The 26,290-nt window shown below is 71.6% G+C and carries 23 protein-coding genes and 1 pseudogene; 4 read left to right on the forward strand and 20 right to left on the reverse strand.

Features of this window, described 5'->3' with window-relative positions:
* Positions 1 to 80: 80 nt before the first annotated feature.
* From BIU90_RS06040 to hrcA, 12 genes are all read right to left on the reverse strand, one after another.
* Positions 81 to 1,478, reverse strand: a complete 1,398-nt coding sequence (locus BIU90_RS06040; protein ID WP_071299330.1) for an ABC transporter permease — start codon at positions 1,476 to 1,478, stop codon at positions 81 to 83.
* Positions 1,475 to 2,227 carry an ABC transporter ATP-binding protein gene (locus BIU90_RS06045; RefSeq protein WP_071299331.1) on the reverse strand — a complete coding sequence of 251 codons (753 nt, stop codon included), beginning with the start codon at positions 2,225 to 2,227 and terminating at the stop codon, positions 1,475 to 1,477. The genes BIU90_RS06040 and BIU90_RS06045 overlap by 4 nt, the downstream gene beginning before the upstream one ends.
* A 129-nt stretch (positions 2,228 to 2,356) precedes the next feature.
* On the reverse strand, positions 2,357 to 3,028 hold the full coding sequence (locus BIU90_RS06050; protein ID WP_071299332.1) for a response regulator transcription factor: 672 nt from the start codon (positions 3,026 to 3,028) through the stop codon (positions 2,357 to 2,359).
* Positions 3,025 to 4,377 carry a sensor histidine kinase gene (locus BIU90_RS06055; protein WP_254786957.1) on the reverse strand — a complete coding sequence of 451 codons (1,353 nt, stop codon included), beginning with the start codon at positions 4,375 to 4,377 and terminating at the stop codon, positions 3,025 to 3,027. Before BIU90_RS06055 ends, BIU90_RS06050 begins: the two co-directional genes overlap by 4 nt.
* Positions 4,343 to 5,263: a GTPase Era gene (gene era / locus BIU90_RS06060; protein ID WP_071299333.1), complete on the reverse strand. Its 921-nt coding sequence runs from the start codon at positions 5,261 to 5,263 to the stop codon at positions 4,343 to 4,345. Before era ends, BIU90_RS06055 begins: the two co-directional genes overlap by 35 nt.
* Positions 5,260 to 6,591: a hemolysin family protein gene (locus BIU90_RS06065; RefSeq protein ID WP_254786958.1), complete on the reverse strand. Its 1,332-nt coding sequence runs from the start codon at positions 6,589 to 6,591 to the stop codon at positions 5,260 to 5,262. Before BIU90_RS06065 ends, era begins: the two co-directional genes overlap by 4 nt.
* On the reverse strand, positions 6,588 to 7,049 hold the full coding sequence (gene ybeY / locus BIU90_RS06070; RefSeq protein ID WP_071299334.1) for an rRNA maturation RNase YbeY: 462 nt from the start codon (positions 7,047 to 7,049) through the stop codon (positions 6,588 to 6,590). Before ybeY ends, BIU90_RS06065 begins: the two co-directional genes overlap by 4 nt.
* Positions 7,046 to 8,107: a PhoH family protein gene (locus BIU90_RS06075; RefSeq protein WP_254786959.1), complete on the reverse strand. Its 1,062-nt coding sequence runs from the start codon at positions 8,105 to 8,107 to the stop codon at positions 7,046 to 7,048. Before BIU90_RS06075 ends, ybeY begins: the two co-directional genes overlap by 4 nt.
* Positions 8,108 to 8,165: 58 nt before the next feature.
* On the reverse strand, positions 8,166 to 8,504 hold the full coding sequence (locus tag BIU90_RS06080) for a histidine triad nucleotide-binding protein (RefSeq protein ID WP_071299336.1): 339 nt from the start codon (positions 8,502 to 8,504) through the stop codon (positions 8,166 to 8,168).
* Between the two features lie 85 nt (positions 8,505 to 8,589).
* Positions 8,590 to 9,333, reverse strand: a complete 744-nt coding sequence (locus BIU90_RS06085; protein WP_071299337.1) for a 16S rRNA (uracil(1498)-N(3))-methyltransferase — start codon at positions 9,331 to 9,333, stop codon at positions 8,590 to 8,592.
* Positions 9,333 to 10,445: a molecular chaperone DnaJ gene (dnaJ, locus tag BIU90_RS06090; RefSeq protein WP_071299338.1), complete on the reverse strand. Its 1,113-nt coding sequence runs from the start codon at positions 10,443 to 10,445 to the stop codon at positions 9,333 to 9,335. Before dnaJ ends, BIU90_RS06085 begins: the two co-directional genes overlap by 1 nt.
* Before the next feature lie 93 nt (positions 10,446 to 10,538).
* Positions 10,539 to 11,561 carry a heat-inducible transcriptional repressor HrcA gene (hrcA, locus tag BIU90_RS06095; protein ID WP_071299339.1) on the reverse strand — a complete coding sequence of 341 codons (1,023 nt, stop codon included), beginning with the start codon at positions 11,559 to 11,561 and terminating at the stop codon, positions 10,539 to 10,541.
* Positions 11,562 to 11,670: 109 nt separating this feature from the next.
* Between hrcA and BIU90_RS06100 the strand changes: the two genes are divergently transcribed.
* Positions 11,671 to 12,078 (forward strand): DUF4870 domain-containing protein, encoded by a 408-nt coding sequence (locus BIU90_RS06100; RefSeq protein ID WP_071299340.1) that lies wholly within the window; start codon positions 11,671 to 11,673, stop codon positions 12,076 to 12,078.
* On the opposite strand, the gene hemW is transcribed toward BIU90_RS06100, so the two are convergent.
* Positions 12,075 to 13,307, reverse strand: coding sequence for a radical SAM family heme chaperone HemW (hemW, locus tag BIU90_RS06105; protein ID WP_071299341.1), 1,233 nt, complete (start codon positions 13,305 to 13,307; stop codon positions 12,075 to 12,077). The two genes, BIU90_RS06100 and hemW, sit on opposite strands and share 4 nt — an antisense overlap.
* Before the next feature lie 28 nt (positions 13,308 to 13,335).
* On the opposite strand from hemW, the gene BIU90_RS06110 reads away from it, so the two are divergent.
* Positions 13,336 to 14,043 carry an HAD family hydrolase gene (locus BIU90_RS06110; protein WP_071299342.1) on the forward strand — a complete coding sequence of 236 codons (708 nt, stop codon included), beginning with the start codon at positions 13,336 to 13,338 and terminating at the stop codon, positions 14,041 to 14,043.
* Here BIU90_RS06110 and BIU90_RS06115 read toward each other — a convergent pair.
* Positions 14,040 to 14,687, reverse strand: coding sequence for a DUF1990 family protein (locus BIU90_RS06115; protein WP_083403749.1), 648 nt, complete (start codon positions 14,685 to 14,687; stop codon positions 14,040 to 14,042). The two genes, BIU90_RS06110 and BIU90_RS06115, sit on opposite strands and share 4 nt — an antisense overlap.
* A gap of 133 nt (positions 14,688 to 14,820) precedes the next feature.
* Between BIU90_RS06115 and BIU90_RS06120 the strand changes: the two genes are divergently transcribed.
* Positions 14,821 to 15,309 carry a hypothetical protein gene (locus BIU90_RS06120; protein WP_071299344.1) on the forward strand — a complete coding sequence of 163 codons (489 nt, stop codon included), beginning with the start codon at positions 14,821 to 14,823 and terminating at the stop codon, positions 15,307 to 15,309.
* A 77-nt stretch (positions 15,310 to 15,386) separates the two neighbouring features.
* Here the strand turns inward: BIU90_RS06120 and lepA are convergent, their stop codons facing one another.
* A complete protein-coding gene (gene lepA / locus BIU90_RS06125; RefSeq protein WP_071299345.1) occupies positions 15,387 to 17,234 on the reverse strand; it encodes a translation elongation factor 4 in 1,848 nt (615 codons plus the stop codon).
* 247 nt (positions 17,235 to 17,481) lie between these two features.
* On the reverse strand, positions 17,482 to 18,645 hold the full coding sequence (locus BIU90_RS06130) for a pyridoxal phosphate-dependent aminotransferase (protein WP_071299346.1): 1,164 nt from the start codon (positions 18,643 to 18,645) through the stop codon (positions 17,482 to 17,484).
* 192 nt (positions 18,646 to 18,837) lie between these two features.
* Between BIU90_RS06130 and rpsT the strand changes: the two genes are divergently transcribed.
* Positions 18,838 to 19,098: a 30S ribosomal protein S20 gene (gene rpsT / locus BIU90_RS06135; protein ID WP_071299347.1), complete on the forward strand. Its 261-nt coding sequence runs from the start codon at positions 18,838 to 18,840 to the stop codon at positions 19,096 to 19,098.
* A gap of 265 nt (positions 19,099 to 19,363) precedes the next feature.
* Here the strand turns inward: rpsT and holA are convergent, their stop codons facing one another.
* From holA to leuS, 4 genes and pseudogenes are all read right to left on the reverse strand, one after another.
* A complete protein-coding gene (gene holA / locus BIU90_RS06140; RefSeq protein WP_071299348.1) occupies positions 19,364 to 20,383 on the reverse strand; it encodes a DNA polymerase III subunit delta in 1,020 nt (339 codons plus the stop codon).
* A 668-nt stretch (positions 20,384 to 21,051) separates the two neighbouring features.
* Positions 21,052 to 22,863 (reverse strand): annotated as a pseudogene (locus BIU90_RS19225) (ComEC/Rec2 family competence protein); the annotation flags it as partial.
* On the reverse strand, positions 22,860 to 23,588 hold the full coding sequence (locus BIU90_RS06150) for a helix-hairpin-helix domain-containing protein (RefSeq protein ID WP_071299350.1): 729 nt from the start codon (positions 23,586 to 23,588) through the stop codon (positions 22,860 to 22,862). The pseudogene BIU90_RS19225 and the gene BIU90_RS06150, both read right to left, overlap by 4 nt.
* 94 nt (positions 23,589 to 23,682) lie before the next feature.
* A complete protein-coding gene (gene leuS / locus BIU90_RS06155; RefSeq protein WP_071299351.1) occupies positions 23,683 to 26,238 on the reverse strand; it encodes a leucine--tRNA ligase in 2,556 nt (851 codons plus the stop codon).
* Positions 26,239 to 26,290: the final 52 nt, after the last annotated feature.

A 26,290-nucleotide genomic window follows, 5' to 3' on the forward strand; every position in this document is an offset into this window, starting at 1 on the left:
TGGCACCGGGCCTCCCGTCGCGATGGTGGTCGGTTCGCGACCGCGTCGACCGCGCCGACCGTTTCGACCGCGTCGACCGCTCAGTCGACGGCGAGCGCCTCGGTCGGGGGCACGCGCATCGCACGGCGGACCGGGGCGACCGTGGCGGCGACCGCCAGCAGGAGCGCACCGACGACCACGATGACGATCGTCATCGGCTGCAGGACCGGTGCTCCGGCGCTGCCGAGCGACCCGAGCAGCGTCTGCCCGCCGACCCAGCCGTAGAAGGTGCCGAGCACCAGACCGGTGAGCACAGCGGCCACGACCATCTGCACGGCCTCGGTGATGATCATGCGCCGGACCTGGGCGCCCGTCAGACCGAGCACGCGCAGCAGCCCGAGTTCGCGCCGACGCTGGAGCACCCCGAGCGCCAGGGCGTTCACGACACCCACCGCGGCGATCACGGCGGAGAACCCGACGATCACGCTGACCACGCCGTTCACCTGGACGAAGAAGTCCCGCATGCCCTGCAGCTGTTCGGCACTGCCCCCCTGGAACTGGCCGGTGACCTCGGCCTCGAGGACGCGCTGCATCATCCCGAGCGCCACGGCGAACGTCACGAGCAGGGTCACGCCGATGACGAGCCCGATGGTCGCCCGCGCGGCACGGCCCGGCGCCCGCAGCGCGTTGCGGCCGGCGAGCAGCACGACCGGGTCCTTCGCGCCGATCCGGCCGATCAGCGCGAGCACCGGCGGCATCACGATCGTGGCGCCGACCGCGACGCCGGCGAACGAGACGAACCCGCCGAGGGCTGCCGGCAGCACCGCGGTCGGAGTCGAGCTGCTCAGCACCAGGCCGAGCAGCATGAGTGCACCGCCGCCGGCCATGAGCACGATCGCCCAGACCTTGCGCGCCGTGCCGGAGCGCAGGTCGTCGTGGCTCGGCTCGATGCTCGACGACAGCGCTTCGAGCGGGGTGACGCTGAGGACACGCTTGGACCCGACGGCGAACGCGCCCCAGGTGGCGAGCACGACGGCGACGACGGGCAGGACGAGCTGCCACGGCACCAGGTTGTACGCGGTGTCGGGCAGGAAGCCGTTGTGGCGCAGGACCGCGACGAACAGGGCGCAGAGGCCCGTGCCGACGACCGCGCCGACCAGGCCGCCGATCACGCCGACGACCAGGCCCGCACGGATGATCCGGGCGCGGAGGGACGCCCCGGTCGCGCCGACCAGACGCTGCAGCGCGATCACCCGGGTCTGCCCGGCGATCAGCGTCGCGCAGGTGTTCGCCGTGACGATGGCGCCGACGTACAGGGCGATCCCGAGGAACAGCCAGCCGATGACATCGAGGATCGACTTCACCGCGGCGAGGTCGGACAGCCCGGCAGCGCCGAGTGCCTGGGTGACGATGCCCGGTGCGATGACCAGGGCGGACCCGAAGGTCGTGCCGAGCGCCGCCACCAGGATGGTGGGTTTGAAGTCGCGGACGGCGTTCACGCGGCGGCCTCCATCCCCAGCATGGTGGCGGAGATCTCGGCTGCGCTCATCGCGGGACGGTCGTCCACGATGCGCCCGTCGGCCAGGAACAGGATCCGGTCGGCGTTGGCGGCCGCGGACGGGTCGTGGGTGACCATGACGACGCTCTGGCCCCACTCGGCCACGGCGCCCCGCAGGATCGCGAGGACGTCGCGCCCGGTCCGCGAGTCGAGCGCACCGGTCGGCTCGTCCGCGACGACGACCGCCGGGCGGGAGGCGAGGGCGCGGGCGATCGCGACGCGCTGTTGCTGCCCGCCGGAGAGCTGGTGCGGTCGGTGGCCCAGGCGGTTGCCGAGCCCGAGCTGGTCGACCAGGCGGTCGATCCAGGCCGCTTCTTCACGCGAGGGCTTGTGGCCACCGAGCAGGAACGGCAGCCGGATGTTCTCGCTGACGTCGAGCGTCGGGACCAGGTTGAACGACTGGAACACGAAGCCGAGGCGACGACGACGCAGTTCGGTGAGGTCCTTGTCGCCGAGCTGTGTGATGTCGGTGCCGTCGATCGCGATGCGCCCGGTCGACACGGTGTCGAGGCCGGCCGCGACGTGCATCAGCGTGGACTTGCCGGAGCCGGAGGGGCCCATCACCGCGGTGAACTCGCCCGCGCCGATGTCGACGCTGACGTCGTCGAGCGCCGTCACCCGGCGTGCGGCGTCGCCGTAGTGCTTGGACACGTGGTCGAGGCGGATGATCGGAGCGTGGCTGGTGGTCATGGATCAACCATCGCCGCCTGGAGGCCCGTGGCGCGTCGGTCCGTTGGCTCCTGTGGATGGACCGCTCGGCGCACATCCCTGTGGACGACTCATCCGCACGGATGACGTCCACCACCCGACGCGCCGGTGTCAGTCCTTGGTGACGAGGCCGTGTTCGTGGGCGAACACGACCAGACGGACGCGGTCCCGCAGCCCGAGCTTCGTGAGCACCCGCGACACGTGGGTCTTGACCGTGGCCTCGCTGACGAACTCGTGTTTCGCGATCTCGCTGTTGCTGAACCCCCGCGCGGCGAGGTCGAAGATCTCCCGCTCACGCGGCGTCAGGTCGTCGACCGCGGCCGGCACGTTCGCGGCCCGTTCGGCGGAGTCGTCGTAGCGGCGGAGGAGCTCGCGCGTGGCCGATGCCGCGAACACGGCGGTTCCGGCGTGGACCGTCCGGACCGCCGCGAGCAGGAACTCGGGGTCGGCGTCCTTCAGCACGAAGCCGCTCGCACCGGCGCGGATGGCCTTCGCCGCGGCCTCGTCGAAGTCGAAGGTGGTGAGCACGAGCACCTTCGTGCCGTCGGCGCCGCCGTCCTCGACGATCTTCGCCGTCGCGGAGATGCCGTCCATCACGGGCATGCGGACGTCCATGAGCACGACGTCCGGTCGGTGTCGCCGGACGAGCTCGACGCCCTCCGCTCCGTTGCCTGCCTCACCGACGAACTGCAGGTCCGGCTGCGAGTCGATGAGCATGCGGATGCCGGTGCGGAAGAGCGCCTGGTCGTCGACGAGCGCGACGCGGACGGGGGTGTCGTTCATCGGGCGGTGCGCTCCTGCTCGGTCGGGGTGAAGAGCCCGCGGGGCGTCTGCCCGCTGGCGGGGTGCGTCGGCATCCGGACGGCCACGGCGAAGTCGTCGCCTCGGGGGCCGGCGGTCATGCTCCCCCCGGACATGGTGGCACGTTCGCGCATCCCGACCAGCCCGTGGCCGGTTCCGGGACCCGGGCGTCCGTCGTCGGCGCGCCGGTTGACCACGTCGATCTCGACCGTGTCGGGCCGGTACGTCAGCGTCGCGTGCACGGGGGTGCCCTGCTCGCCGTGTTTGTACGCGTTCGTCAGGCTCTCCTGCACGATCCGGTACACGGCCAGCTGCGTCGAGGTCGGCAGCGCATCGGGGTCGCCGCGGCGTTCGACCCGGACGTCGAGGCCGACCGCGCGCATCTCCCCGACGAGCCGCTCGATGTCGTCGACGTCCGGGGTCGGGGTGGTGCCCTGCTCGTGCCGCAGGGCACCGAGCAGCTCGCGCACGTCGCCCAGCGCCCGGCGTGCGGTGCCGGAGATCGTGCCGAGTGCCTGGTCGGCGATCGCGGGGTCGGCCTTCAGCGCGTACCGGGCGCCGTCGGCCTGCGCGATGACGACGGCGAGCGAGTGGGCGACGATGTCGTGCATGTCGCGGGCGATCCGGACACGCTCCTGCTCGACCGCGACGGCGCGGTCGGCACGCGCGGCGTCGCGTTCGGCGAGCAGCTGCGCTTCGCGGCTCATGCGTGCGGTCTGGCGCGTCCGGGCGACCAGTCCGCCGAGCCACGGCAGCAGCAGCACCGCCAGGACGACGGCGAAGACACCGATCGTCACCGTCCAGGACTCGGCCGCGGCGCCGTACATGGTCGCGCCCTGCGCGCGGTTCGCGAAGTCCGGGATGCCGTAGTACGCCGCAGCGACCACCGCTCCGACCAGTGCCGACAGCAGTCCGTACAGCCGCACGCGACGGCTGCCGTACGCGGCCGTGGTGTAGACGACGCCGCCGATGAACAGGTCGGCCGGGAACACGTTGCCGGCACCGAGCGCCGGCATCGCCACCATCTGGAACACCGCGAAGACCCAGGCGATGGTCAGTGCCAGACCGGGTGACAGCCTGCGGAGGGCGAGTGCGAGGGTCAGGCCGACGAGGACGACGTACGTGCTCGGGCCGTCCGAACCGGATGCCGACAGCGCGGCGACGACCACGCCGAGCACACCGGCGATCAGGACGTCGGCGACGACCTGCGCGCGGAGCATGGGGCGGAACACCCGTCCACGGTACGTGCGCCAGCCGGGCCGCGCGTCGTCCCCCGGGATGACGCGCGGTGTCCGGTCAGAAGCCGAGTCGGCCGAGCTGCTTCGGGTCACGTTGCCACTCCTTGGCGACCTTCACGCGGATGTTGAGGTAGACGTGGCGTCCACCGAGCAGTGCCTCGATCTCGGTGCGTGCCCGCGTCCCGACGTCCTTCAGGCGCTCGCCCTTGTGCCCGATGACGATGGCCTTCTGGCTGTCGCGCTCGACGAACAGGTTCGCGAAGATGCGCAGCGGGCCGTCGGGGTCGTCGTCCGGGTCGGGCTCGACCATGTCCTCGATGAGCACGGCGAGCGAGTGCGGGAGCTCGTCGCGCACGCCCTCGAGCGCGGCCTCGCGGATGAGCTCGGAGATGCGCTCCTCGCTGGTCTCCTCCGTCACCGCCGCAGCGTCGTACAGCGGCGGCGACTCGGGCATGAGCGCCGTGATCTCACCGAGGAGCGCCTCGAGCTGGATGCCCTTCGTCCCCGAGGTCGGCACGATCGCGTCCCACTCCCGCAGCGCGGACACGGCGAGCAGCTGCTCGGCGATCTTCTCCTTGCCGGCACGGTCGATCTTCGTGACGATCGCGATCTTCTTCGCCCGCGGGAAGTGGTCGAGCGTCTCGTTGATGAACCGGTCGCCGGGCCCGATCGGCTCGGTCGCGGGCACGCAGAACCCGATGACGTCGACGTCGCCCAGCGTGGACTGCACCAGGTCGTTGAGCCGCTCACCGAGCAGCGTGCGGGGGCGGTGCACGCCGGGGGTGTCGACGATGATGACCTGTCCGTCGGGCCGGTGCACGATGCCGCGGATGGCCCGCCGGGTGGTCTGCGGCTTCGACGAGGTGATCGCGACCTTCTCGCCGACCAGGGCGTTCGTCAGCGTGGACTTGCCGACGTTGGGCCGGCCGACGAACGAGACGAAACCAGCTCGGAACGGGGTGGTGGGGGTGTCGGTCATGCGTGCGGGGTTCCCGTCGTGGTGGATGCGGTGCCGTCGAACGCCTGCTCGGCCTCGGACAGGGCGTCGGTGCGCTCGGCGAGCACGGAGATGAGGTGGCGGCGCTTGCCCTCCACCCGGTCCGCGGTGAGCACGACACCGGACACGGTGACGGACTCCCCGGCGGTGGCGAGGTGCCCGAGCTCCTTGGTGAGCAGGCCCCCGGCGGTGTCGACGTCGTCGTCGTCGAGGTCGATCCCGAACAGGTCGCCGAGGTCGTCGATCGGCATGCGTGCGGAGATGCGCCACAGGCCGGCGGAGACCTCGACGCGGTCGATGACCGTCCGGTCGTACTCGTCGGAGATGTCCCCGACCAGTTCCTCGATCAGGTCCTCCATCGTGACGAGCCCGGCGACCCCGCCGTACTCGTCGACGACGAGCACGAGGTGGTTCTTCGCCGCCTGCATGTGCCGGAGCGTCTCGTCCGCGTGCTTGGACTCCGGCACGAACTCGGCCGGCCGCAGCAGCGACGTGACGACTCGCCCACCGGCGTTCCGGCTCTCGTGGAGTGCCCGGGCCAGGTCGCGCAGGTACACGACGCCCAGGACGTCATCGCTGTCACGCCCGGTGACCGGCATGCGGGAGACGCCGGTCGCCAGGAACTGCTCCATGACGACGGTCAGGGTGTGTGCCGCGTCGGCCGTGACCATGTCGGTGCGCGGGACCATCACCTCGCGCACCAGGGTGTCGCTGAACTCGAACACCGAGTGGATGAGTTCGCGGTCGTCGGCCTCGAGCACGTTGCTCTCGGTGGCCTCGTCGACCAGCGAGAGGAGCTGCTCTTCGCTCGAGACGCTCGACGTGCTGCCGTTCCGCCCCGGGGTGACCCGGTCGCCGATGAGCACCAGCAGGTCGGCGAGCGGTCCGAGGACGATGCGGACGCCGTGCACGAGCCCGCCGGTCGCCGCGACCATGCCCTCGGCGTGTGCGCGCCCGACGCTGCGCGGGCTCGACCCCACCAGCACGAACGACACCGCGGTCATGATGGCCGCCGAGACGATGAGCGCCACCCACCAGGTGTCCAGCACCGTGAACAGCGCGATGGTCACCAGGACAGCGGCCGCGGTCTCGGCCAGCACGCGGAAGAAGTTCAGCGCGTTGACGTGTGCGCCCACGTCGTCGGCGATGGCCTCGATCGCCCGCCGCCGCTTGTGTCCCCGGGCGACCTCGTCGAGGTCGGCGCGGGAGAGCACGCCGAGCGCGGCGTCGGACGCGGCGAGCAACCCGCCGAGGACGACGAGCACGAACGCCACCGTGAGCAGGACGGCGACGAGCAGCACTGCGGTCACCGCCCCCGACGCTGGGCGGCGAAGGCGGTCAGGATCTCCCCCTGCAGCCCGAACATCTCGGCCTTCTCCTCGGGTTCGGCGTGGTCGAACCCGAGCAGGTGCAGGATCCCGTGGCAGGTGAGCAGCAGGAGCTCGTCCGTGGTGGAGTGCCCGGCGGTCTTGGCCTGGGTCTCGGCGACCTGCGGGCAGAGCACGATGTCGCCGAGCAGCCCGGCGGGGGTCGGGTCGTCCTCGGTGCCCGGACGCAGTTCGTCCATCGGGAAGCTCAGCACGTCGGTCGGACCGGGCTCGTCCATCCACCGGACGTGCAGCTGCTCCATGGCGCCCTCGTCGACGAGCACGATCGCGAGTTCGGCGTCGGCGTGCACGTGCATCGCGTCGAGCGCGAACGCGGCGAGCCGCTGGACCGCGTCGTCGTCGATGTCCACACCGGACTCGTTGTTGAGTTCGATGCTCACCGGGTGCCTCCTCGGGCGTCGTTCTGGGGGTACGGGCTGCCCTGGCGGTCCTGCGGGGGGCGACCACGGCGTTCGGCGCCGTTCGCACCTGCCGGGTTGCCTACCGGAGCCGTTCCTCGGCCTGCGGTTCGGTGCCCCGCCTGTTCGGCGAGCCGCTGTTCGTCGTAGACCGTGTACGCGTCGACGATCCGGCCGACCAGGGTGTGCCGGACCACGTCCTCGCTGCCGAGGCGGGCGAAGTGGATGTCCTCGACGTCGTTGAGGATCTGCGTGACCAGTCGGAGTCCGGAGACGTTGCCGGGCAGGTCGACCTGGGTGATGTCGCCGGTGATCACCATGCGCGACCCGAAGCCGAGCCGGGTCAGGAACATCTTCATCTGCTCGGGCGTGGTGTTCTGCGCCTCGTCCAGCACCACGAACGAGTCGTTGAGCGTCCGACCGCGCATGTACGCCAGCGGCGCGACCTCGACCGTGCCCGCCGCGAGCAGCTTCGGGACGAGCTCGGGGTCCATCATCTCGTTCAGCGCGTCGTACAGCGGGCGCAGGTACGGGTCGATCTTGTCCGTCAACGTGCCGGGCAGGAAGCCGAGCCGCTCGCCGGCCTCGACCGCGGGACGGGTCAGGATGATGCGCGTGACCTCGCGCCGCTGCAGGGCCTGGACCGCCTTGGCCATCGCCAGGTAGGTCTTGCCGGTACCCGCGGGGCCGATGCCGAACGTGATGGTGTGCTCGTCGATGGCGTCGACGTAGCGCCGCTGTCCGTCGGTCTTCGGGCGGACGGCCTTGTTGCGGCTCGACACGATCGGCGCGCCGAACACGTCGGCGGGGCTGCGCGACTCGTAGATGATCCGGGCCGAGGTGGGGATGTCGCCCTGGCCGATGTCCTGCCCACGCTTGACCATGCCGACGAGTTCGTCGACGAGTGCGCGGGCCCGGGCCACGTCGCGCTCCGGTCCGGTCAGGGTGACCTCGTTGCCACGGACCAGGACCCGGACGCCCGGGTACTGGCGTTCGACGGTCTTCAGCAGTCGGTCCTGCGGACCGAGGAGCTGGACCATCGCGATCCCGTCGACACTGAGTTCCGAGACGGCTTCGGTCTCGGTGGGTGCGGTTTCGTCAGCTGGCAAGGGTGCCTTCCTGCAGGTCGCCTGCGAGTACGTGCGCGTGCACGTGGAACACGGTCTGACCGGCGGCTTCGCCGGTGTTGAAGACGAGTCGGAACTGGCCGCCGGCGCGCTCGTCGGCGATGCGCTGTGCGGTGGCCACGACGTGGGCGAGCAGCGCGGGGTCCCCCGCGGCGAGCTCGGAGACGTTCGCGTAGGCGTCCGTCTTGGGGATCACGAGGACGTGGACGGGCGCCTTCGGGGCGATGTCCTCGATCGCGATGACCCGGTCGTCCTCGGCGACGACGGTGGCCGGGATCGACCGGTCGATGATCTGGGAGAAGACGCTCATGTCACCATCGTAGGACGCCCCACCGACCGGCACACCGGAGCCCGGGCACCCCCGCGCTCATCGGCGCGCATCGGGTCCACCGGGGTCACCAGCGTCCGAGCCGGGCCTGCAGCACGGCCAGCGCCGCCGGACCCGCCGTCGAGGTGCGCAGGACCGTGTCGCCCAGCCGGACCCGCACAGCGCCCGCCGACGACAGTCGATCGAGCTCGGACCCGTCGATGCCGCCCTCTGGTCCCACGACGAGGGCGATGGACGTGGCGCCCGCCGGGGGCTCCCAGGTCGCCAGACGGTCGGTGGCCGTGGGGTCGAGCACCAGGTACACGGTGTCGGGCGAGGACGACGCGGACGCAGCGAGCGCCGCCGTGGTCGCCGGTCCGGACACCGCGGGCACCCGCGCACGGATCGCCTGCTTGGCGGCTTCCTGCACGATCGCCTGCCAGCGGGCGCGCCCCTTGGCGACCTTGGGACCGTCCCACCGCGAGACACTGCGTGCGGCCGACCACGGGACGACGGCGTCGACCCCGATCTCCGTCGCGGCCTGCACCGCCATCTCGTCGCGACCGCCCTTGGCCAGGGCCTGGACGAGCGTGAGCGACGGCACCGGCATCTCGGACACGTCGACCGCGGCGACCCGCAGCGTCAGCGTGTCGCGGCCGACCGTCTCGACGGCGCCCGTCACGACCACGCCGGCACCGTCGGACAGCCGCAGGGTCTCCCCCTCGCGGACGCGCGCCACCGTGACGGCGTGCCGCCCCTCGGCACCGTCGAGCGCGACGGCGTCCCCCACGGTCACACCGTCGAGGGCCCCGACCAGGTAGAGCGACGCCATCAGAAGTTGAAGAAGCGGTCGCGCAGCTTGCCGAACATCCCCTGCTGGAACCGGGCGAGCTGCGGCGGGTGCGCCTTGTGCGACTTCGCCAGCTGTTCGACGAGACCGCGCTCCTTGTGCGAGAGCTTGGTGGGCGTGACGACCTGCACGCCGACCCGCAGGTCGCCACGGCCGCTGCCGCGCAGCTTGGTCACGCCGCGGTCCTTGAGCACGAGCACGTCGGCGCTCTGCACGCCCGGCCGGATCTCGAGCTCGACCGGGCCGTCGAGCCCGTCGATGGTCGTCGTGGTGCCGAGGACGGCGTCGGTCATCGCGACCTCGAGCGTGGCGAGCAGGTCGTCCCCGTCGCGGCTGAAGACGTCGTGGTGCCGGACCCGGATCTCCAGGTACAGGTCACCGGCGGGCCCACCGGCGGGGCCGACCTCGCCCTGACCCGGCATCTGCAGGCGCAGCCCCGAGTCGACACCGGCCGGCACGTCGACCGGGATGGTCCGACGGGCGCGCACGCGGCCCTGGCCCTGGCAGGTCGGGCACGGGTTCGGGATGACGGTGCCGTGGCCGCGGCAGGTGCCGCAGGGAGCGCTCGTGACGACGTTGCCGAGGAGCGAGCGGACCTGGCGCTGGATGCTGCCGGTGCCGCCGCAGATGTCGCACGTGCGCGGGCTGGTGCCCGGCGCGCAGCACGAGCCGCCGCAGGTCTCGCAGAGCACGGCCGTGTCGACCTCGACGTCCTTGTGCGTGCCGAAGACGACCTCGTCCAGGTCGACCTCGATCCGGAGCAGGGCGTCCTGCCCACGCTCGGCCCGGCTGCGCGGACCGCTGCCGCGCCCGCCCGCGCCGCCCCCGCCGAAGAAGGCGTCGAAGATGTCGCTGAACCCGCCGGCGCCGCCGCCGAAGGGGCTGTCGGCCGAGGGGCCGGCGTCGTACCGTCGCCGCTGTTCGGGGTCGCTCAGCACGTCGTACGCGTGCGTCACGTCCTTGAAGCGTTCGGCGGCGTCCGGGCTCGGGTTCACGTCGGGGTGGAGCTCGCGAGCGAGTCGGCGGTACGCCTTCTTGATGTCGGCGTCGGCCGCGTCGCGCGGGACACCGAGGACGTCGTAGTGGTCTGCCACGTGTTCCTCAGGAGGTTTCGTCGGTCGTGTGGATGGATCGGTCTGGAGGCCCGGGGTGCGTCCGGTGGTCGGCACCGGTTGCGGGGGCGGTCGTCAATTCTCTCCGAGCAGCCTGGACAGGTACCGCGCGACCGCACGGACCGCGGCCATGTTGGAGCCGTAGTCCATGCGGGTCGGGCCGAGGACGCCGAGTCGGGCGACCTCACCGCCCGCGGCGAGGTACCCGCCGGCCACGATGCTGGTGGCGTCGAGACCGTACTCGGCGTTCTCGACGCCGATCCGTGCCGTGACGGCCGCGTCGTCGAGCTGCATCTCCCCGAACAACCGGAGCAGGGTCACTTGTTCCTCGATCGCTTCGAGGACCGGGAACAGGCCACCGGAGAAGTCGGACTCGCTCTTGGCCAGGTTGGCGGCGCCGGCCATCAGCAGTCGGTCCTGTCGCCCGGAGCCGACCTGCTCGATGAGGGTCGCCACGACGACCCCGGCGAGGGTCTGCGACGCCGGGCGGATCTGCGCGGGCACGGCCCGGAGCGCCGTGGGGACGTCGGTGAGCAGGAGCCCGACCGCAGCGCCGTTGAGCACCGCGCGGAGCTCGACCAGGGCGGACTCGTCGAGCTCGACGTCGGTCTCCACCACGCGCTGTTCGACCCGGGCGGTGTCGGTGATGAGCACCACCATCAGCCGGGTGTCGCCGAGGCGGACGAGTTCGACGTGCTGCACCCGGGCGCGCACCATCGACGGGTACTGCACCAGGGCGACCTGGTTCGTCAGCTGGCTGAGCAGCCGGACCGTGCGGCTGAGGACGTCGTCGAGGTCGTTCGACGCCCCGAGGAAGGTCTCGATGGCCTGCCGCTGCGCGCTGGAGAGCGGCCGGGCGGCGGCCAGGTGGTCGACGAAGAGCCGGTACCCCTTGTCGGTGGGCACCCGCCCGGACGAGGTGTGCGGCGCGATGATGAGCTGCTCGTCCTCGAGCAGGGCCATGTCGTTGCGGATGGTCGCCGCGCTGACGCCGAACGCGTGGCGCTCGACGATCGTCTTCGACCCGACCGGTTCGCGCGACGCGACGTAGTCCCGCACGATGGCCTTGAGGACCTCGAGGGAGCGTTCACTGACCACCGGGACCCCTTTCCGTTCGTGTTGGCACTCGGACCTGTCGAGTGCTGATCCTACGCCGGAGCACCGACGTGCCGACACTTCTCCACACCGCCTCGGTACGCTGTCGCGCATGAGCTACGGACAGCCGCCGAACGGACCCCAGGGCTACGGACAGCAGCCCGGCGGGCCCCAGTACCAGCCGCCCCAGCCGATGTCGCCCGAGGACCAGCGCCTCTGGGCGACGCTGACGCACGTCGGCATCAACTTCTTCGGCTTCGTCGCCCCGTTGGTCGCCTACTTCGTGCTGCGTGACCGCGGCCAGTTCGTCCGCGAACACTCCCGCGTCGCGCTGAACTTCTCCATCACGATGGCCATCGCCGACGCGGTCGGGGTCATCACGAGCTGGCTCGGGATCGGGCTGCTCATCATCCTCGCCGTACGCGTGGTGACGATCGTCTTCACCGTCATGGCCGCGCTCTCCGCCAACCGCGGGCAGTTCCACCGGTACCCGCTGTCGATCGAGTTCGTGAAGAACTAGTCGAGCAGCTCCCGCACGACGGCGTCGGCGAGCAGCCGACCCTGCAGCGTCAGCTCGAGCCGGCCTGGCGTGCCGGGCCGGCCGAGGGCACTGCGGCCGTCCACGAGACCGCGTGCGATGAGCCCGGCGACCCGGCCCCGGGCCTCCTGGCGGAGGTCCGCGGTCGTGAGCTCCCCCCGCACCCGCGCGGCCAGCAGCACGCGCTCGACGTACCGGGTCTCGTCGTCGATGGTCTCGCGACCGGCGGCCGGGGACTCGTCGGCGAGCACCCGGTTGGCGTACGCGGCCGGGTGCTTCACGTTCCACCACCGGGTGCCGGCGACGCTGGAGTGGGCTCCGGGGCCGATGCCCCACCAGTCGTGGCCCTTCCAGTAGGACAGGTTGTGCCGACTGGCGTGCTCGTCGCCCTTCGCCCAGTTCGACACCTCGTACCAGCCGTACCCGGCGTCCCCGAGGACCTGGTCCGCCAGTTCGTACATGTCGGCGGCCAGGTCGTCGTCCGGCGCGGGGAGCTCGCCACGGGACACGGCCCGACCCATCGCGGTGCCGTCCTCGACGATGAGCGAGTACGCGGACACGTGGTCCGGCTCGCAGGCCAGAGCGGCGTCGAGCGAGGTGCGCCAGTCGTCGAGGGACTCCCCCGGGGTCGAGTAGATGAGGTCGAGCGACACGTCGAGGCCCTGCTGCTTCGCCAGGTCCACCACGAGCGGCACCCGGGCCGGTTCGTGCGTGCGGTCCAGCGTCGCGAGGACGTGTGGCACCGCGGACTGCATGCCGTAGCTGAGGCGTGTGAACCCCGCTGCGCGGAGCGTCTCGAGCGCGGAAGCGTCCACCGAGTCCGGGTTCGCCTCGGTCGTGACCTCGGCACCGGGCAGGATCCCCCAGGTGTCGTCGATCGCCCGCAGGATCATCGCCAGGTCGCTCGCCGGCAGCATCGTCGGGGTGCCTCCGCCGAAGAACACCGTCGAGACCGGACGACGCGGCACCCCCGAGCGGTCGAGGACGGATGCGGCCCATGCGATCTCACGCACGGCGTGCCCGGCGTAGTCGTCGCGCCGGACGCCGCGGAGCTCCGACGCCGTGTACGTGTTGAAGTCGCAGTAGCCGCACCGGACCCGGCAGAACGGCACGTGCACGTAGACGCCGAAGGGCACGTCCCCCGCATCGGGCCGCGGGACGAGGAGGCCGTCTGCGGGAGCCGGATCAGCGATCGGGAGAGCACTCGGCATGGACTCCATTGTCCGCCATGATGGAGCCATGGAGCACCACCCCGTCCCGACCACGGTGCTGTGGGACATCGACGGCACCCTCGTCCGCAACGCCGTCTCCCCGGGCAACCTGTACCACCAGGCGCTCGAGCGTGCCATGGGCCAGGAGCTCCCCCAGCTCGTCGGACACCAGCACGGCCGCACCGACGCCGGCATCATCGCCGAACACGTCCGTGCCCACGAACTCGGTGACGAGGTCATCCCGCTCGTCAGCCGTCACCTGCGCGACCTGTCCGAGGAACGGCACCGCTCGGGTGAGCACCGTGTCGCCGCTCCCGGGGCCGCTGCGCTGGTGGCCCGGTTCGCCGGGCTCGGCTGGCGGAACGGACTGCTCACCGGCAACTCGGCGTTCCGCGCCCGGGTGAAGCTGTCCGGCGCCGGGTTCGACGTCGACGCGTTCGACTGGGACCACTCGTACTTCGGGGACGAGGCCGTCGAGCGCGCCGGGGTCACCGCCCTGGCTGCCGCGGACCTGGCCGGCACGCGGGCCGTCATCGTCGGGGACACCCCGCGTGACGGTGAAGCCGCGGACGCCGTCGGGATCCCGTTCCTGGCGGTGGCGACCGGTGTCTACGACGTCGATGCCCTGCGGCGCACGAACGCCGTCGCGATCGCCCGGGACTGCGTCGCCGACGCAGCGCTCATCGAGGACGCGATCGCCGCGCTGCCGCCGCTCCGCCCCGCAGACGACGACTAGTCGCCGCGCAGGGCCGCCAGGTACTGCTCCGCCATCACACGCTGCTGGCGACGGAGCAGCGGCGCGACGAAGCGCCACTTCGCACTCGCTGGCTGCGAGAACTGCCGGATCTGCAACCACACCGACCCGTCCGCCGTGCGCTCGACGACGAAGGACTCCTCGCCGGAGAGCGGGTGGCCCTCCAGCGTGCCGTACGCGAAGCCCTTGCGGTCGGCCTCGTCGATGATCGACACGACCCGGACCGGCGCGTGCACGGTCTGCCCGAAGGCGTGCATCGTCAGCACCGCGCTCGTGCCGGCCGTGACGAGCGGCGTGCCGTCGGCTGAGAACTGCTCGACGCGCGGCGTCCCGATCGACGCGGGCTTGATCGGCACGCCCTGCTCGTCGAAGGTGACCGGGTTGTAGCGGACCTCGTCGTCGTCCGGGGCCTGGTCGACGCGGACGCCGATGCCGCTGCGTTCCTGGATCTGCCAGGTCAGCGCCTGCGTCACGGCGGTCTCGAAGCGCTGGTCACCGTGCCCGATGCGGGCGCGGGACTCCGCCGGCGTGAAGCCCTCCGGCGGGTACGTCATGAGGTCGGGTGCCTGCGTCGCACCGACCGCTCCGTAGGTCAGGGCGGTCAGGTACCCTCCGCGGCTGCTCATGCGCCCCATCGTATCGGGGCACGGAGTGCGGATCGAACCCACCGCTGCGCACCGCACGCACGCCGCCGTCCGCATTCCGCGCGCCCCGAACGGGAGGCCGTGCCCGCCCCCGCCACGCCACTACCGTTGGGGCGTGCCCACGATCGAGACCGCTCGCCGGCGGTCCGTCGACCGCCGGGTCCTCGCGCTCGCGATCCCGACGCTGGCGTCGTTCGCCGTCGCCACAGCGGCCCGGGTCGCCGTCGACCAGGCGGTCGCCGGGTACGGTTCCCCGACGCGGTACGGCGCGGACACCGGCTCCGGCTGGACGAGCATCGACGTCGTCAGCGTGATCGCCGGCCTGGGTGCGACCGCCGCGGCAGCCGGTGTCCTGCTCTTCGGAGCGACCCTCGTCACCGTCGTCCGCCGACACCACCACCGACGCCTCACGCTCGTGCTCGGTGGCACCGCCGCAGTCCTGGTGCTCGGCGCCGTGGCCGCCGCGGTGGTGGCGACGTCCGCGAAGGACTTCACCACCGTCGCGGACGCATCCCTGCTGCGGACCGCGCTGGCGGGTCTGGCCGTGGCGAGCCTCCCGGCTGTCGCCATGGCCGCACTGCGGACCCACCGCGCCGCCCGCTGACCGGTCTGGGAAAGCGACAGTGCTCTGCGAAAGCGACAGTGCTCGGCCGGATCCCGGCCGAGCACTGTCGCTTCGCGCTACTTCTTCTTCTCTTCGACGTCGCCGGAGAGCGCTGCGATGAAGGCTTCCTGCGGGACCTCGACCCGGCCGATCGTCTTCATGCGCTTCTTGCCCTCCTTCTGCTTCTCGAGGAGCTTGCGCTTGCGGGTGATGTCACCGCCGTAGCACTTCGCCAGGACGTCCTTGCGCATGGCCCGGATGCTCTCGCGCGCGATGATCCGCGCACCGATCGCCGCCTGGATCGGGACCTCGAACTGCTGTCGCGGGATGAGCTTGCGCAGCCGCTCGGTCATCAGCGTGCCGTACGCGTACGCCTTGTCGCGGTGCACGATCGCGCTGAAGGCGTCCACCTGGTCGCCCTGCAGCAGGATGTCGACCTTGACCAGGTCGGCCGCCTGGTCGCCGACGGGCTCGTAGTCCAGGCTGGCGTAGCCCTGCGTCTTGCTCTTGAGCTGGTCGAAGAAGTCGAACACGATCTCGCCGAGCGGCATCTCGTAGCGGATCTCCACCCGGTCCTCGCCGAGGTACTCCATGCCGAGCAGGGAGCCGCGGCGCTGCTGGCAGAGCTCCATGATCGCGCCGACGTAGTCCTTCGGCGCCAGGATCGCGGCGCGGACCATCGGCTCGCGGACCTCGACGATGCGGCCGGTCGGGAACTCGGAGGGGTTCGTGACCTCGACGATCGAGTTGTCCTCGTTCGTGACCTCGTAGATGACGCTCGGCGCGGTCGTGATGAGGTCGAGGCCGAACTCGCGCGACAGGCGCTCGGTGATGATCTCGAGGTGCAGCAGCCCGAGGAAGCCGCAGCGGAAGCCGAAGCCGAGCGCGACCGAGGTCTCCGGTTCGTAGACCAGCGCGGCGTCGGAGAGCTTGAGCTTGTCGAGCGCGTCACGGAGGTCCGGGTAGTCCGAGCCGTCGATCGGGTACAGGCCGGAGAACACCATCGGCTTCGGGTCGGTGTAGCCCGGCAGCGCCTCGGTCGCGGGCTTCTGCGCGCTGGTGACCGTGTCGCCGACCTTCGACTGACGCACGTCCTTCACGCCCGTGATCAGGTAGCCGACCTCGCCGACGGACAGGCCCTTCGTGGGCTTCGGCTCGGGGCTCGACACCCCGATCTCCAGGATCTCGTGCGTCGACTTGGTCGACATCATCTGGACCTTCTCGCGCGGCTGGATCGAGCCGTCGATCATCCGCACGTAGGTGACGACACCGCGGTAGCTGTCGTAGACCGAGTCGAAGATCATCGCGCGGGGTGCGGCGTCGACGTCTCCGACCGGGGCCGGCACCGACCGGACGACGAGGTCGAGGAGCTCGGGCACGCCGACGCCGGTCTTGCCGGAGACACGCAAGACGTCCTCGGGCTGCCCGCCGATGAGCTGGGCGAGTTCGGCTGCGTACTTGTCCGGCTCGGCCGCCGGCAGGTCGATCTTGTTGAGGACCGGGATGATCTGCAGGTCGTTCTCGAGCGCGAGGTACAGGTTGGCGAGCGTCTGGGCCTCGATGCCCTGCGCCGCGTCGACCAGCAGGATGGCCCCCTCGCACGCCGCCAGCGACCGGGAGACCTCGTACGAGAAGTCCACGTGGCCGGGCGTGTCGATCATGTTGAGCGCGTAGGTCTGTCCGTCGAGTTCCCACGGCATGCGGACCGCCTGCGACTTGATCGTGATGCCGCGCTCGCGCTCGATGTCCATCCGGTCGAGGTACTGCGCGCGCATGGCCCGTTCCTCGACGATGCCGGTGATCTGCAGCATGCGGTCGGCCAGGGTCGACTTGCCGTGGTCGATGTGCGCGATGATGCAGAAGTTGCGGATCGCTTCGGCCGGCGTCGCGGCGGGCTCGAGCGGCGCGGATGCTTGTGGGCTCACGGTTCCTCGTCGGTGGGTGGTGCCGGTGGCGCGCCCGTGGTCAGGACGGCTGGCATCGATTCTCCCATGTCCCGGCGCCGCGTCCGGTCGGGCGCGGCAGCCGGAGGACCAGCTCGGCCGGCTCCGGACGGGAAGGCCGGTGCCGGCTGGCACCGTGCCTCCCGTCCGGCACGCACCACGCTCCGGACGTGACTGCCGCGGCTCCGGCCGTCAGCTGCCGCGGGTCCGGCCGTCAGCCGCCGCGGCGTCAGCGCGCGGATCGCAGGGGTGGCAGTGCTCCCAGGCCGTGCCGCAGGTCCTCCGGCGTCGCGGCCAGGCAGATCCGGATCCATCCCTCGCCGCTCCTCCCGAACGCACTGCCCGGGGCGACCGCGACGTGCTGCTCGTGCAGGAACCGGAGTGCCCAGGCCGCGACGTCACCCTGCGTCGCGTGGGCGACGTCGATCCACAGGTAGAAGGCCCCGCGGGGGTCGTTGTAGCGGATGCCGGCCGCGTCGAGGACCTCGCGCGCCACGGCGAGGTTCGCACGGTAGTGGTCGCGCGCGTCCTGCACCGCCGAGTGGTCACCGACGATGGCAGCCAGGGCCGCGTACTGGTCGGGCTCCGCCACGCAGCTGATCATCGCCTCCTGCATGGTGCGCATCGTCGGACCGAGGCCCTTCGGGGTGACGAGGTACCCGACCCGCACGCCCGTCATGGCGTAGGTCTTGCTCAAGGAGAACGCGGTGAAGACCCGGTCGTCCTCGTCCAGGGCCGCCAGGCTGACGTGCCGGACGTCGTGGGTGAAGTACTCGTAGACCTCGTCGCTGACCACCCACAGGTCGTGCCGGCGCGCGAACGCCAGCAGGTTCCGCAGGGTCTCCTCGCCGAAGACCGAGCCGAGCGGGTTCGACGGCGAGTTCACCACGATGGCCCGCGTCCGCTCGGTGATGCTCGCCTCGAGCGCGTCGAGGTCCGGCTCGAACCCGCGGTCCGGCTCCAGCCGGTACGGCACCGGCGTCGCACCGAGGATGTGTGCGTTCATCGTGAACGTCGTGTAGCCCGGGTCCGGCACGAGCAGTTCGTCCCCAGGGCTCAGGACGAGCGACATCGCCTGGAAGAGCGCCTGCGTCGCCCCCACCGTCACCCAGATCTGCTCGAGGTCCGCCGTGATGCGGTTCTCGCGCTGCAGCTTCTCCTGGATCGCCCGACGCAGCGGTGCGATGCCGCCGTTCGGGGTGTAGCCGGTGCGGTCCTCGGTCCAGGCCCGCCGGGCGGCGTCGCCGATGTGCGTGGCGACCGGGACGTCGGGTTCCCCGATGACGAGCATCGTCACGTCGTCCCCCGCGGCCTGCAGCATCGCCGCCTGCTCGAAGACGCGGCGGATGCCGGAGGCGGGGACGGTGTCGATCCGGGGCGCGAGGGAGGGCATGCGATCCACGGTAACGAAGCCGTGTTGCGGGCTCGTGACGCGTGTCGCGCGCGTTGTCCGGCGGGCGCCGTCCTGGTAGTGTTGCTTGCTGGCTTGCGCGTTCCCCGCCCACGGGTGGAACGCGAGACGACCAAGGGCCCCTCTACCCAGCGGTCGCATTCACCCGTACGAGACGAAGCAGGAGCACCACGCATGGCGAACATCAAGTCGCAGATGAAGCGCATCAAGACCAACCTCAAGGCCACCGAGCGCAACAAGGCCTACAAGTCCGAGCTGAAGACGTTCATCCGTCACACCAACGAGGCGATCGTCGCCGGCGACAAGGAGAAGGCCACCGCCGCTCTCGCCGTCGCGTCGAAGAAGCTCGACAAGGCCGTCAGCAAGGGCGTCATCCACAAGAACCAGGCCGCGAACCGCAAGTCGGCCATCGCGAAGAAGGTCGCTGCGCTCTGACGCACTGACTCCCTCGAAGGCCCCGTACCGTTCCGGTGCGGGGCCTTCGTCGTCCGCGGACGGGGCCAGGCGGGCCGGGCCCGGCCGGCCCGGGCCAGCCGGGCCAGGCCGGCCGGGCCCGGCGGGTTCGCGGTGCGAGCCGCGTTCGCACAACCGCAGGCACTCCGCACCACGGCGATCGCTGGTGCGGTGTGTGTTCGGTTGTGCGAACGCACAGCGCGCCAGGGCGCGCGCAGTCCGCTCCGGACGGGAGGCCCGACTCGCCTCAGCGGGCCTCGCCGCGTCGGGCGATGGTGCGGACCATGACCTCGAGCGCGTAGTGCGCGTCGCGGGATCCGCCCTTCACGGCGGTGTCGGCCTCGGCGATGCTGATGATGGCGTTCGCCAACCCGGCCTCGCTCCACCCGGCGACGTCCCGCTGCGCGCGCTGCACCTGCCACGGCGCCATGCCGAGCGCCGACGCCGCCTGACCGCTGGAGCCACGGAACGCGCTGACCTTCGCCATGGTGCGGATCTTGCTGGCGAAGGCGGCGACGATCGGCACGGGGGCCTCACCCGTCGCCAGGGCGTGCCGGAGCTCGACGATCGCGGGCGCGGACCGGCCGGCCAGCGCGATGTCCGCGACCTTGAACGCGTTGGTCTCGACCCGGCCGCCGTAGTACTTGTCGACGACCCGGTCGGTGATCTCCTGCGCTTCGTCCGCCAGGAGCTGCCGGCACGCTGCCGCCAGCTCAGCCAGGTTGTCCGCGAACGCCGCCACGAGGGTCCGGACCGCTGAGGGGGCGATCTTCCGACGTGCGGCGCGGAACTCGGCTGTGACGAAGTCGATGCGGTCGGTCTCGCGCTTGAGTTCGTCGCACTGCACCTCGATGCCGCCACCGACGCCGCTACGGATCGTGTCGAGGAGCTTCTTGCCGCGGACACCACCCCCGTGTCGGAGCACGAGCGTGACGTCATCCGCCGGGTTCCCGAGGTACGCGATGGTCTCGGTGATGAAGGCGTCCGTGCACTTCTCGACGTTGGTGACCCGGACCAGCCGCGGTTCACCGAACAGCGACGGACTCGCCAGGGTGGCCAGCAGGCCGGGCGCGTACTGGTCGGCCTCGAGGTCGTGGACCTCGAGCGCCGGGTCCTCGGCCACGAGCAGGTCGCGCAGCATGCCGGTCGAGCGCTCAGCGAGGAACGTCTCCGGCCCCGTGACCAGGACGACGGGGGCAGGACGGATGCCCGACCACGGGACCTGGTCGATCTTCGCCGCGGCGCGCGCGGGCTTCTTGGCGGGCATGCGTTCCTTCCGGTCGTGCGGCTCCCGAGTCTACGGGCGAGCGCCGACGGCACTGTCACGGCCGCAGCCGCAGCCGTAGCCGACGTCGCCGTCGCCGTCGCGGTGGCCGACGAACCGCCCGCGGCGGCGTCGGCCGGTCGGTCGTGCCGCTCGGTCCAGACCTCCGGCCCGTCCGTCCCGCGGCGGACGACGATCGTCCCCTGGAGATCCGTCCGGAACGGTGTCGTGCCGGCGTCGGCGAGCATCCCGAGTGCCCGTTCGGTCGGGTGACCGTAGGTGTTGTCGGCTCCGACCCCGATGAGCCCCACGGGTGCAGCCAGCTGCCGGTAGAGCCCGGGGTCCTGGTCGGACGAGCCGTGGTGCGAGACCTTGACCACGTCGACCGGACCGAGGGCGACCGTGTCGCGGAGTCGCCGCTGCGCCTGCTCGTCCAGGTCCCCCAGCAGGACCGTGGACAGACAGGCACCGCATCCCTCGCTGCCGACGGTCGTGAGCACGACACTCGCCGCGTTGCCGCTCGCTGTCGAACCCGCACGCGGCCAGACCACCTGCCAGGCCAGGTCGCCGAGCACGCCGGAGGTCTGGTCGTCGGCGCGGCGCACGTCGACACCGGCGCTCGTCAGGCGCTCGACGACGCCCTGGTCCGCCGGACGACCGACGGGGCCGACCAGCGCGACGTCCGACCGGGTAGCGACAGACTCGACGGCGCCGACGTGGTCACGATCGAAGTGCGTGAGGACGAGCAGGTCCACCCGGTCGACACCGAGCAGGTCGAGACAGGTGCGGAGCCGGGCCGGGTCGTCCCCGACGTCCACGAGCGCCGTCCTGGCCCCGCTGCGCACCACCGTCGCGTCCCCCTGGCCCACGTCGCAGGCGACGACCGACCAGTCCCGCGGCAGGCCCGCACGGACGACGAGGGGTGGGACCACGGTGGCTCCGACGCCGACCACCACGACGACGACCGCGCCGAGGACGAGCCGTGCGCGCCACCGCCGCGCGACGAGCACGGCCGAGGCCACCGCGGCGCTGACGAGCACGGCCGCAGCGACACCGATCGTGCCCACGGGCCAGGGCACCGCTGCGAAGGGCAGGGCCGACGCACTCCGCGCCACGACGCCGATGCCCGCAGCGGGTGCCCATGCGACGCCGGCCAGCACCGAGGCGCCTGTGGGCCAGAGCGGCGCGAGCAGGCAGGACGCCAGACCGAGCACCGTGACGATCGGCGCCAGCGGTTCGGTGAGCAGGTTCGCCGGCACCGCGTACGTCGGCAGCGCTGCCGTGAGCGGGATCGTGAGGGGCCAGCACGCGACCTGGGCGGCGATCGGCACGGCGAGGGCGGCCGCGACGGGGGTCCCACAGCGCCCGGCGAGGAGCCCGGTGAGCGGTGGTCCCAGCACGACGATGCCCCCGGTCGCGAGGACGGACAGCCCGAAGGCGAACGAACGCGCTGTCCACGGATCGGCCACCAGCATCCCGACCGCGGCCAGCGCGATCAGCGGTACGCCCCGCACCGGTCGACCGGTCAGGTGGACGACGAGCACGACGACGGCCATCACGGTCGCGCGCAGGATCGACGGATCGGGGCGGACCAGTGTCACGAACCCGACGAGCAGCGCGACCGCACACGCGGCACGGGGCACGCGACCGAGGCCGGCCGCTCGACCGAGCACGACCACGAGGGCGACGACCACCGCGCAGTTCGACCCCGACACCGCGGTCAGGTGCGTCAGAGCGCTCGTCTCCATCGCGGCCTGGGTCTCGGGGTCGAGGCCACTACGGTCCCCGATCGCCAGACCGCGGAGCAGCGCTCCACCGGGCTGGGGCAGGTCCGCGGTGACCCGGGCGAAGGCGGCCCGCGCCGTGTTCGTGGTGCCGACGAACCCCGTGGCTGGACGGACCGACACCGGACCGCGCACGAAGACGACGAAGGCGGTGGGAGCGCCAGGCTCGTCGGCCTCGATCACCGCAGTCGCCGCGAGGACCGCACCGGCCCCGACCGTCCGGCGCCGCGGCTCGTCACGACTCGGCACGATCCGAACCGGCACGGCGAGCGATGCCTCGGGGTGGGCACCGGTCCCGAACTGCCGCAGTGTCGCGAGGGCGGACCGGTCCGCCGGCGTGAGGTCACGATCGAGCGTGAGCCGCACGGCAACGGCCCGCGACGAGCTCTCGGCCAACACGGCGGGCGAGCGTCGGACCTGCCCGACGGCGACGGCCACGGCGACCACCGCGACGAGCAACGCACACGTCAGCAGCAGGGCGGCGACCGCTCGACCACGGACACGCGAGCCGGAGCCGTCGGCGGACCGTGCGCACACGACGACGACGAGGGCTCCCCCGGCGACGACCGCGCCGAACGCCGCCACTGCCCACGCCACAGCCGGGTACCCGACCAGCACCGCGGTCACCACCCAGGTGACGGCTGCGGGTCCGGCGAACCGCAGGTCCGATGCGTCCGGACGGCCCTGCGCGACGCTCACACCCGCACCCGGCTCTCGAGTTCGGCGAAGCGGGACTCACCGATGCCGCTCACCTCGAGCAGGTCCTGCGGCGCGGCGAAGCGGCCGTGCTCCTGGCGCCAGGCGAGGATGCGCTGGGCGAGCGCGGGACCGATGCCCGGCAGGGTCTCGAGGGTCGCCTGGTCGGCGGTGTTGAGATCGACCACCGGGGGCACCCCGTCCGGACCAGCACCGGGACCGGAACCGGACGCGCCAGTCCCCGACGCACCGCCGTTCGCGCCGGGGTCCCCGCCGTCGACGGTGGCCGGGATGTCGGTCTCGCCGACCCGCGGCACGTAGAGGCGTTCGCCGTCGACGACCGGACGGGCCAGGTTGACCCGTGCCAGGTCGGCGTCGGCTGCTGCGCCGCCCGCCCGGTCGAGGGCGTCCGCCACGCGCGCACCGCTGCCGAGGGTGATCAGCCCCGGTGCACCGACGGCACCCACCACGTGCACGACGACGGGCGCCCCCGACGCCGAGGGCGAGCCGGATGCCGACGGAGCCCCTGTCGCTCCCCCACCGCCGTCGGACGCGCTCGCTGTGGGCCGCCCCGGGCCCACCGGAGCCGCACCCGACACGGACACCGCGCCGCTGTCACCGCCACCGTCGCCGCCACGAGCACCGACGACGATGACCACGAGGGCGACCACGACGACGAGCACCGCGAGCAGGATCGCCGCGCGGGGCGTGAGCGTGAACCGGGACATGGCCGGAACGCTACGGAGCCCGGCCGTCCGGCCGAGCTCCGTCGTAGGCGCCTGTGGAGCAGCCACCGCCGCCCCACGCCTGTGGAGGAGTCGCCTACCCCTTGATGGCGATGTTCACGAGCTTCGGCGCCCGCACGATCACCTTCACGATCTCGCGGTCACCGATGTACCGCTGCACGTTCGCCGACGACCGCGCGAGCTGCTCGAGCTCGTCCGCCTCGATCGACTTCGACACCTCGAACGAGTCGCGCACCTTGCCGTTCACCTGCACGACCGCGGTCAGCGTGTCCTGCACGAGGAGCGTCGGGTCGGCCTTCCGCCAGCCGTACGTGGCGACGGTCGCGTCGTACCCCAGGCGCTCCCACATCTCCTCGCCGGTGTACGGCGCGAAGACGCTCAGCCCGAGCGCGATGGTCTCGACGGCCTCGCGGACGGCCGGGTCCCCGGCGCCGGGGCCGCTGTCGATCGCCTTGCGGGTGACGTTCACCAGGTCCATGAGCCGTGCGATCACGACGTTGAACTTGAACGACTCCATCATCCCCGGCGCATCGGCCAGGAACCGGTGGGTGACCTGGCGCAGTGCCCGGTCGCCGTCGGCCCAGACCGCGTCGGGCGTCGAGGTGACGTCGGTCGCCAGCCGGTACGCGCGCGCCAGGAACCGGGCGGAGGCCGCCGGCGAGACGTCCTCCCAGTTGATGTCGTCCTCCGGCGGGCCGGCGAAGCCCATCACGAGCCGGATGGCGTCGACGCCGTGCGCGTCGAGCTCGTCGCCGAGCGACACACCACCCTTCGACTTCGACATCTTCGAGCCACCCGACAGCACCATGCCCTGGTTGAGCAGCGCCGAGAACGGTTCGGTGAAGTCGAGGTACCCGAGGTCGAACAGGACCTTCGTGACGAACCGCGCGTAGAGCAGGTGCAGGATCGCGTGCTCGACACCGCCGATGTACTGGTCGACCGGCGCCCACTTGTTGACGCGCTCCGGGTCGAACGCCTGGGTGTCGTCGTTCGCGGACAGGAACCGCAGGAAGTACCACGACGAGTCGACGAACGTGTCCATCGTGTCGGTGTCCCGGAGCGCGGGCGTCCCGTCCACCGGGTTCGGCACGTTCACCCAGTCGGTCGCCCCACCGAGCGGCGAGGTGCCCTTCGGCTTGAGGTCGAGGCCCTCGGTGGACGGCAACCGCACGGGCAGCTCGTCGAGGGGCACGGGGTGCTCGGAGCCGTCCGCGCCGTGGATGATCGGGATCGGGGTGCCCCAGAAGCGCTGGCGGGAGATCAGCCAGTCGCGCAGGCGGTACGTCTTGGCGGCGCGACCGGTGCCCCGCTCGTCGAGGAGCTTGATCGCGGCCGTGATGGCGTGCTGCTTGGACATGCCGTCGAGCGGTCCGGAGTTCACCATCCGGCCCTGCCCGGTCAGCGCGACGCCGGTCGACGCCGGGTCGAGCGGCGGCAGGTCGAAGTCGTCCAGGGTGGCACCCTCGGGGATCACCGGGATCGCGCCGGTCACCGCGGCGTTGGTGTCGACGACGACCCGCACGGGCAGGTCGAACGTCCGCGCGAAGTCCAGGTCGCGCTGGTCGTGCGCGGGCACGGCCATGACCGCGCCGTGGCCGTAGTCGGCGAGCACGTAGTCGGCGGCCCAGATCGGCAGACGCTCGCCGGTCAGCGGGTGGATCGCGAACCGGTCGAGCGGCACGCCGGTCTTCGGACGGTCGGCGTTCTGCCGGTCGATCTCCGACGTCTTCTGCGTCGCCACGAGGTAGTCGTCGAAGGCCTGCCGGACAGACGGGGAAGCCGGGGCGACCAGCGACGCCGCCAGGTCGGAGTCCGGCGCCACGACCAGGAACGTCACACCGTGGATGGTGTCCGGGCGCGTGGTGAACACGGTCACCGGCTCGTCGCGGCCTTCGATGACGAAGTCCACGTCGGCACCGACGGAGCGGCCGATCCAGTTGCGCTGCATCGCGATGACCTTCGACGGCCACCGGCCCTCGAGCTGGTTCAGGTCGTCGAGCAGGCGGTCGGCGTACTCGGTGATGCCGAAGTACCACTGGGTCAGCTTCTTCTTGACCACGACGGCGCCGGAGCGGTCGGAGGTGCCGTCAGGCAGGACCTGTTCGTTCGCCAGCACGGTCTGGTCCACCGGGTCCCAGTTGACCCAGCTGTCCTTCCGGTACGCCAGGCCCTTCTCGTACATCTTCAGGAACAGCCACTGGTTCCACTTGTAGTACTCGGGGTCCGAGGTGTGGATCTCCGTCGACCAGTCGAACGAGGGCGCGTACCGCTTGAAGGACGCCTTCTGCTGCTCGATGTTGGCGTAGGTCCACGCCCGGGGGTCGACCCCGCGCTTGATCGCCGCGTTCTCGGCGGGCAGCCCGAACGAGTCCCACCCGATGGGGTGCAGCACGTTGAAGCCCTGCTGCCGCCAGTAGCGCGCGACGAAGTCGCCGAGCGCCCAGTTCTCGGCGTGGCCCATGTGCAGGTCGCCGGACGGGTACGGGAACATCTCGAGGATGTACTTCCGGGGGCGGCGGTCGTCGTGGTCGGTGGTGAAGAGGCTGAGCTCTTCCCAGCGGCCCTGCCACTTGTCCTGGATACGACGGAAGTCGTAGGTGTGCGGGTCCTCGACGTGCTGCTCGAAGGTCACGGGGCTCTCAATCGGTCTGGAGGCGCGGCGCACGTCCGACGGACAGGCACCG

Origin of the sequence: Curtobacterium sp. MCBA15_001 (assembly GCF_001864835.1) — a bacterium.
GTDB lineage: Bacteria > Actinomycetota > Actinomycetes > Actinomycetales > Microbacteriaceae > Curtobacterium.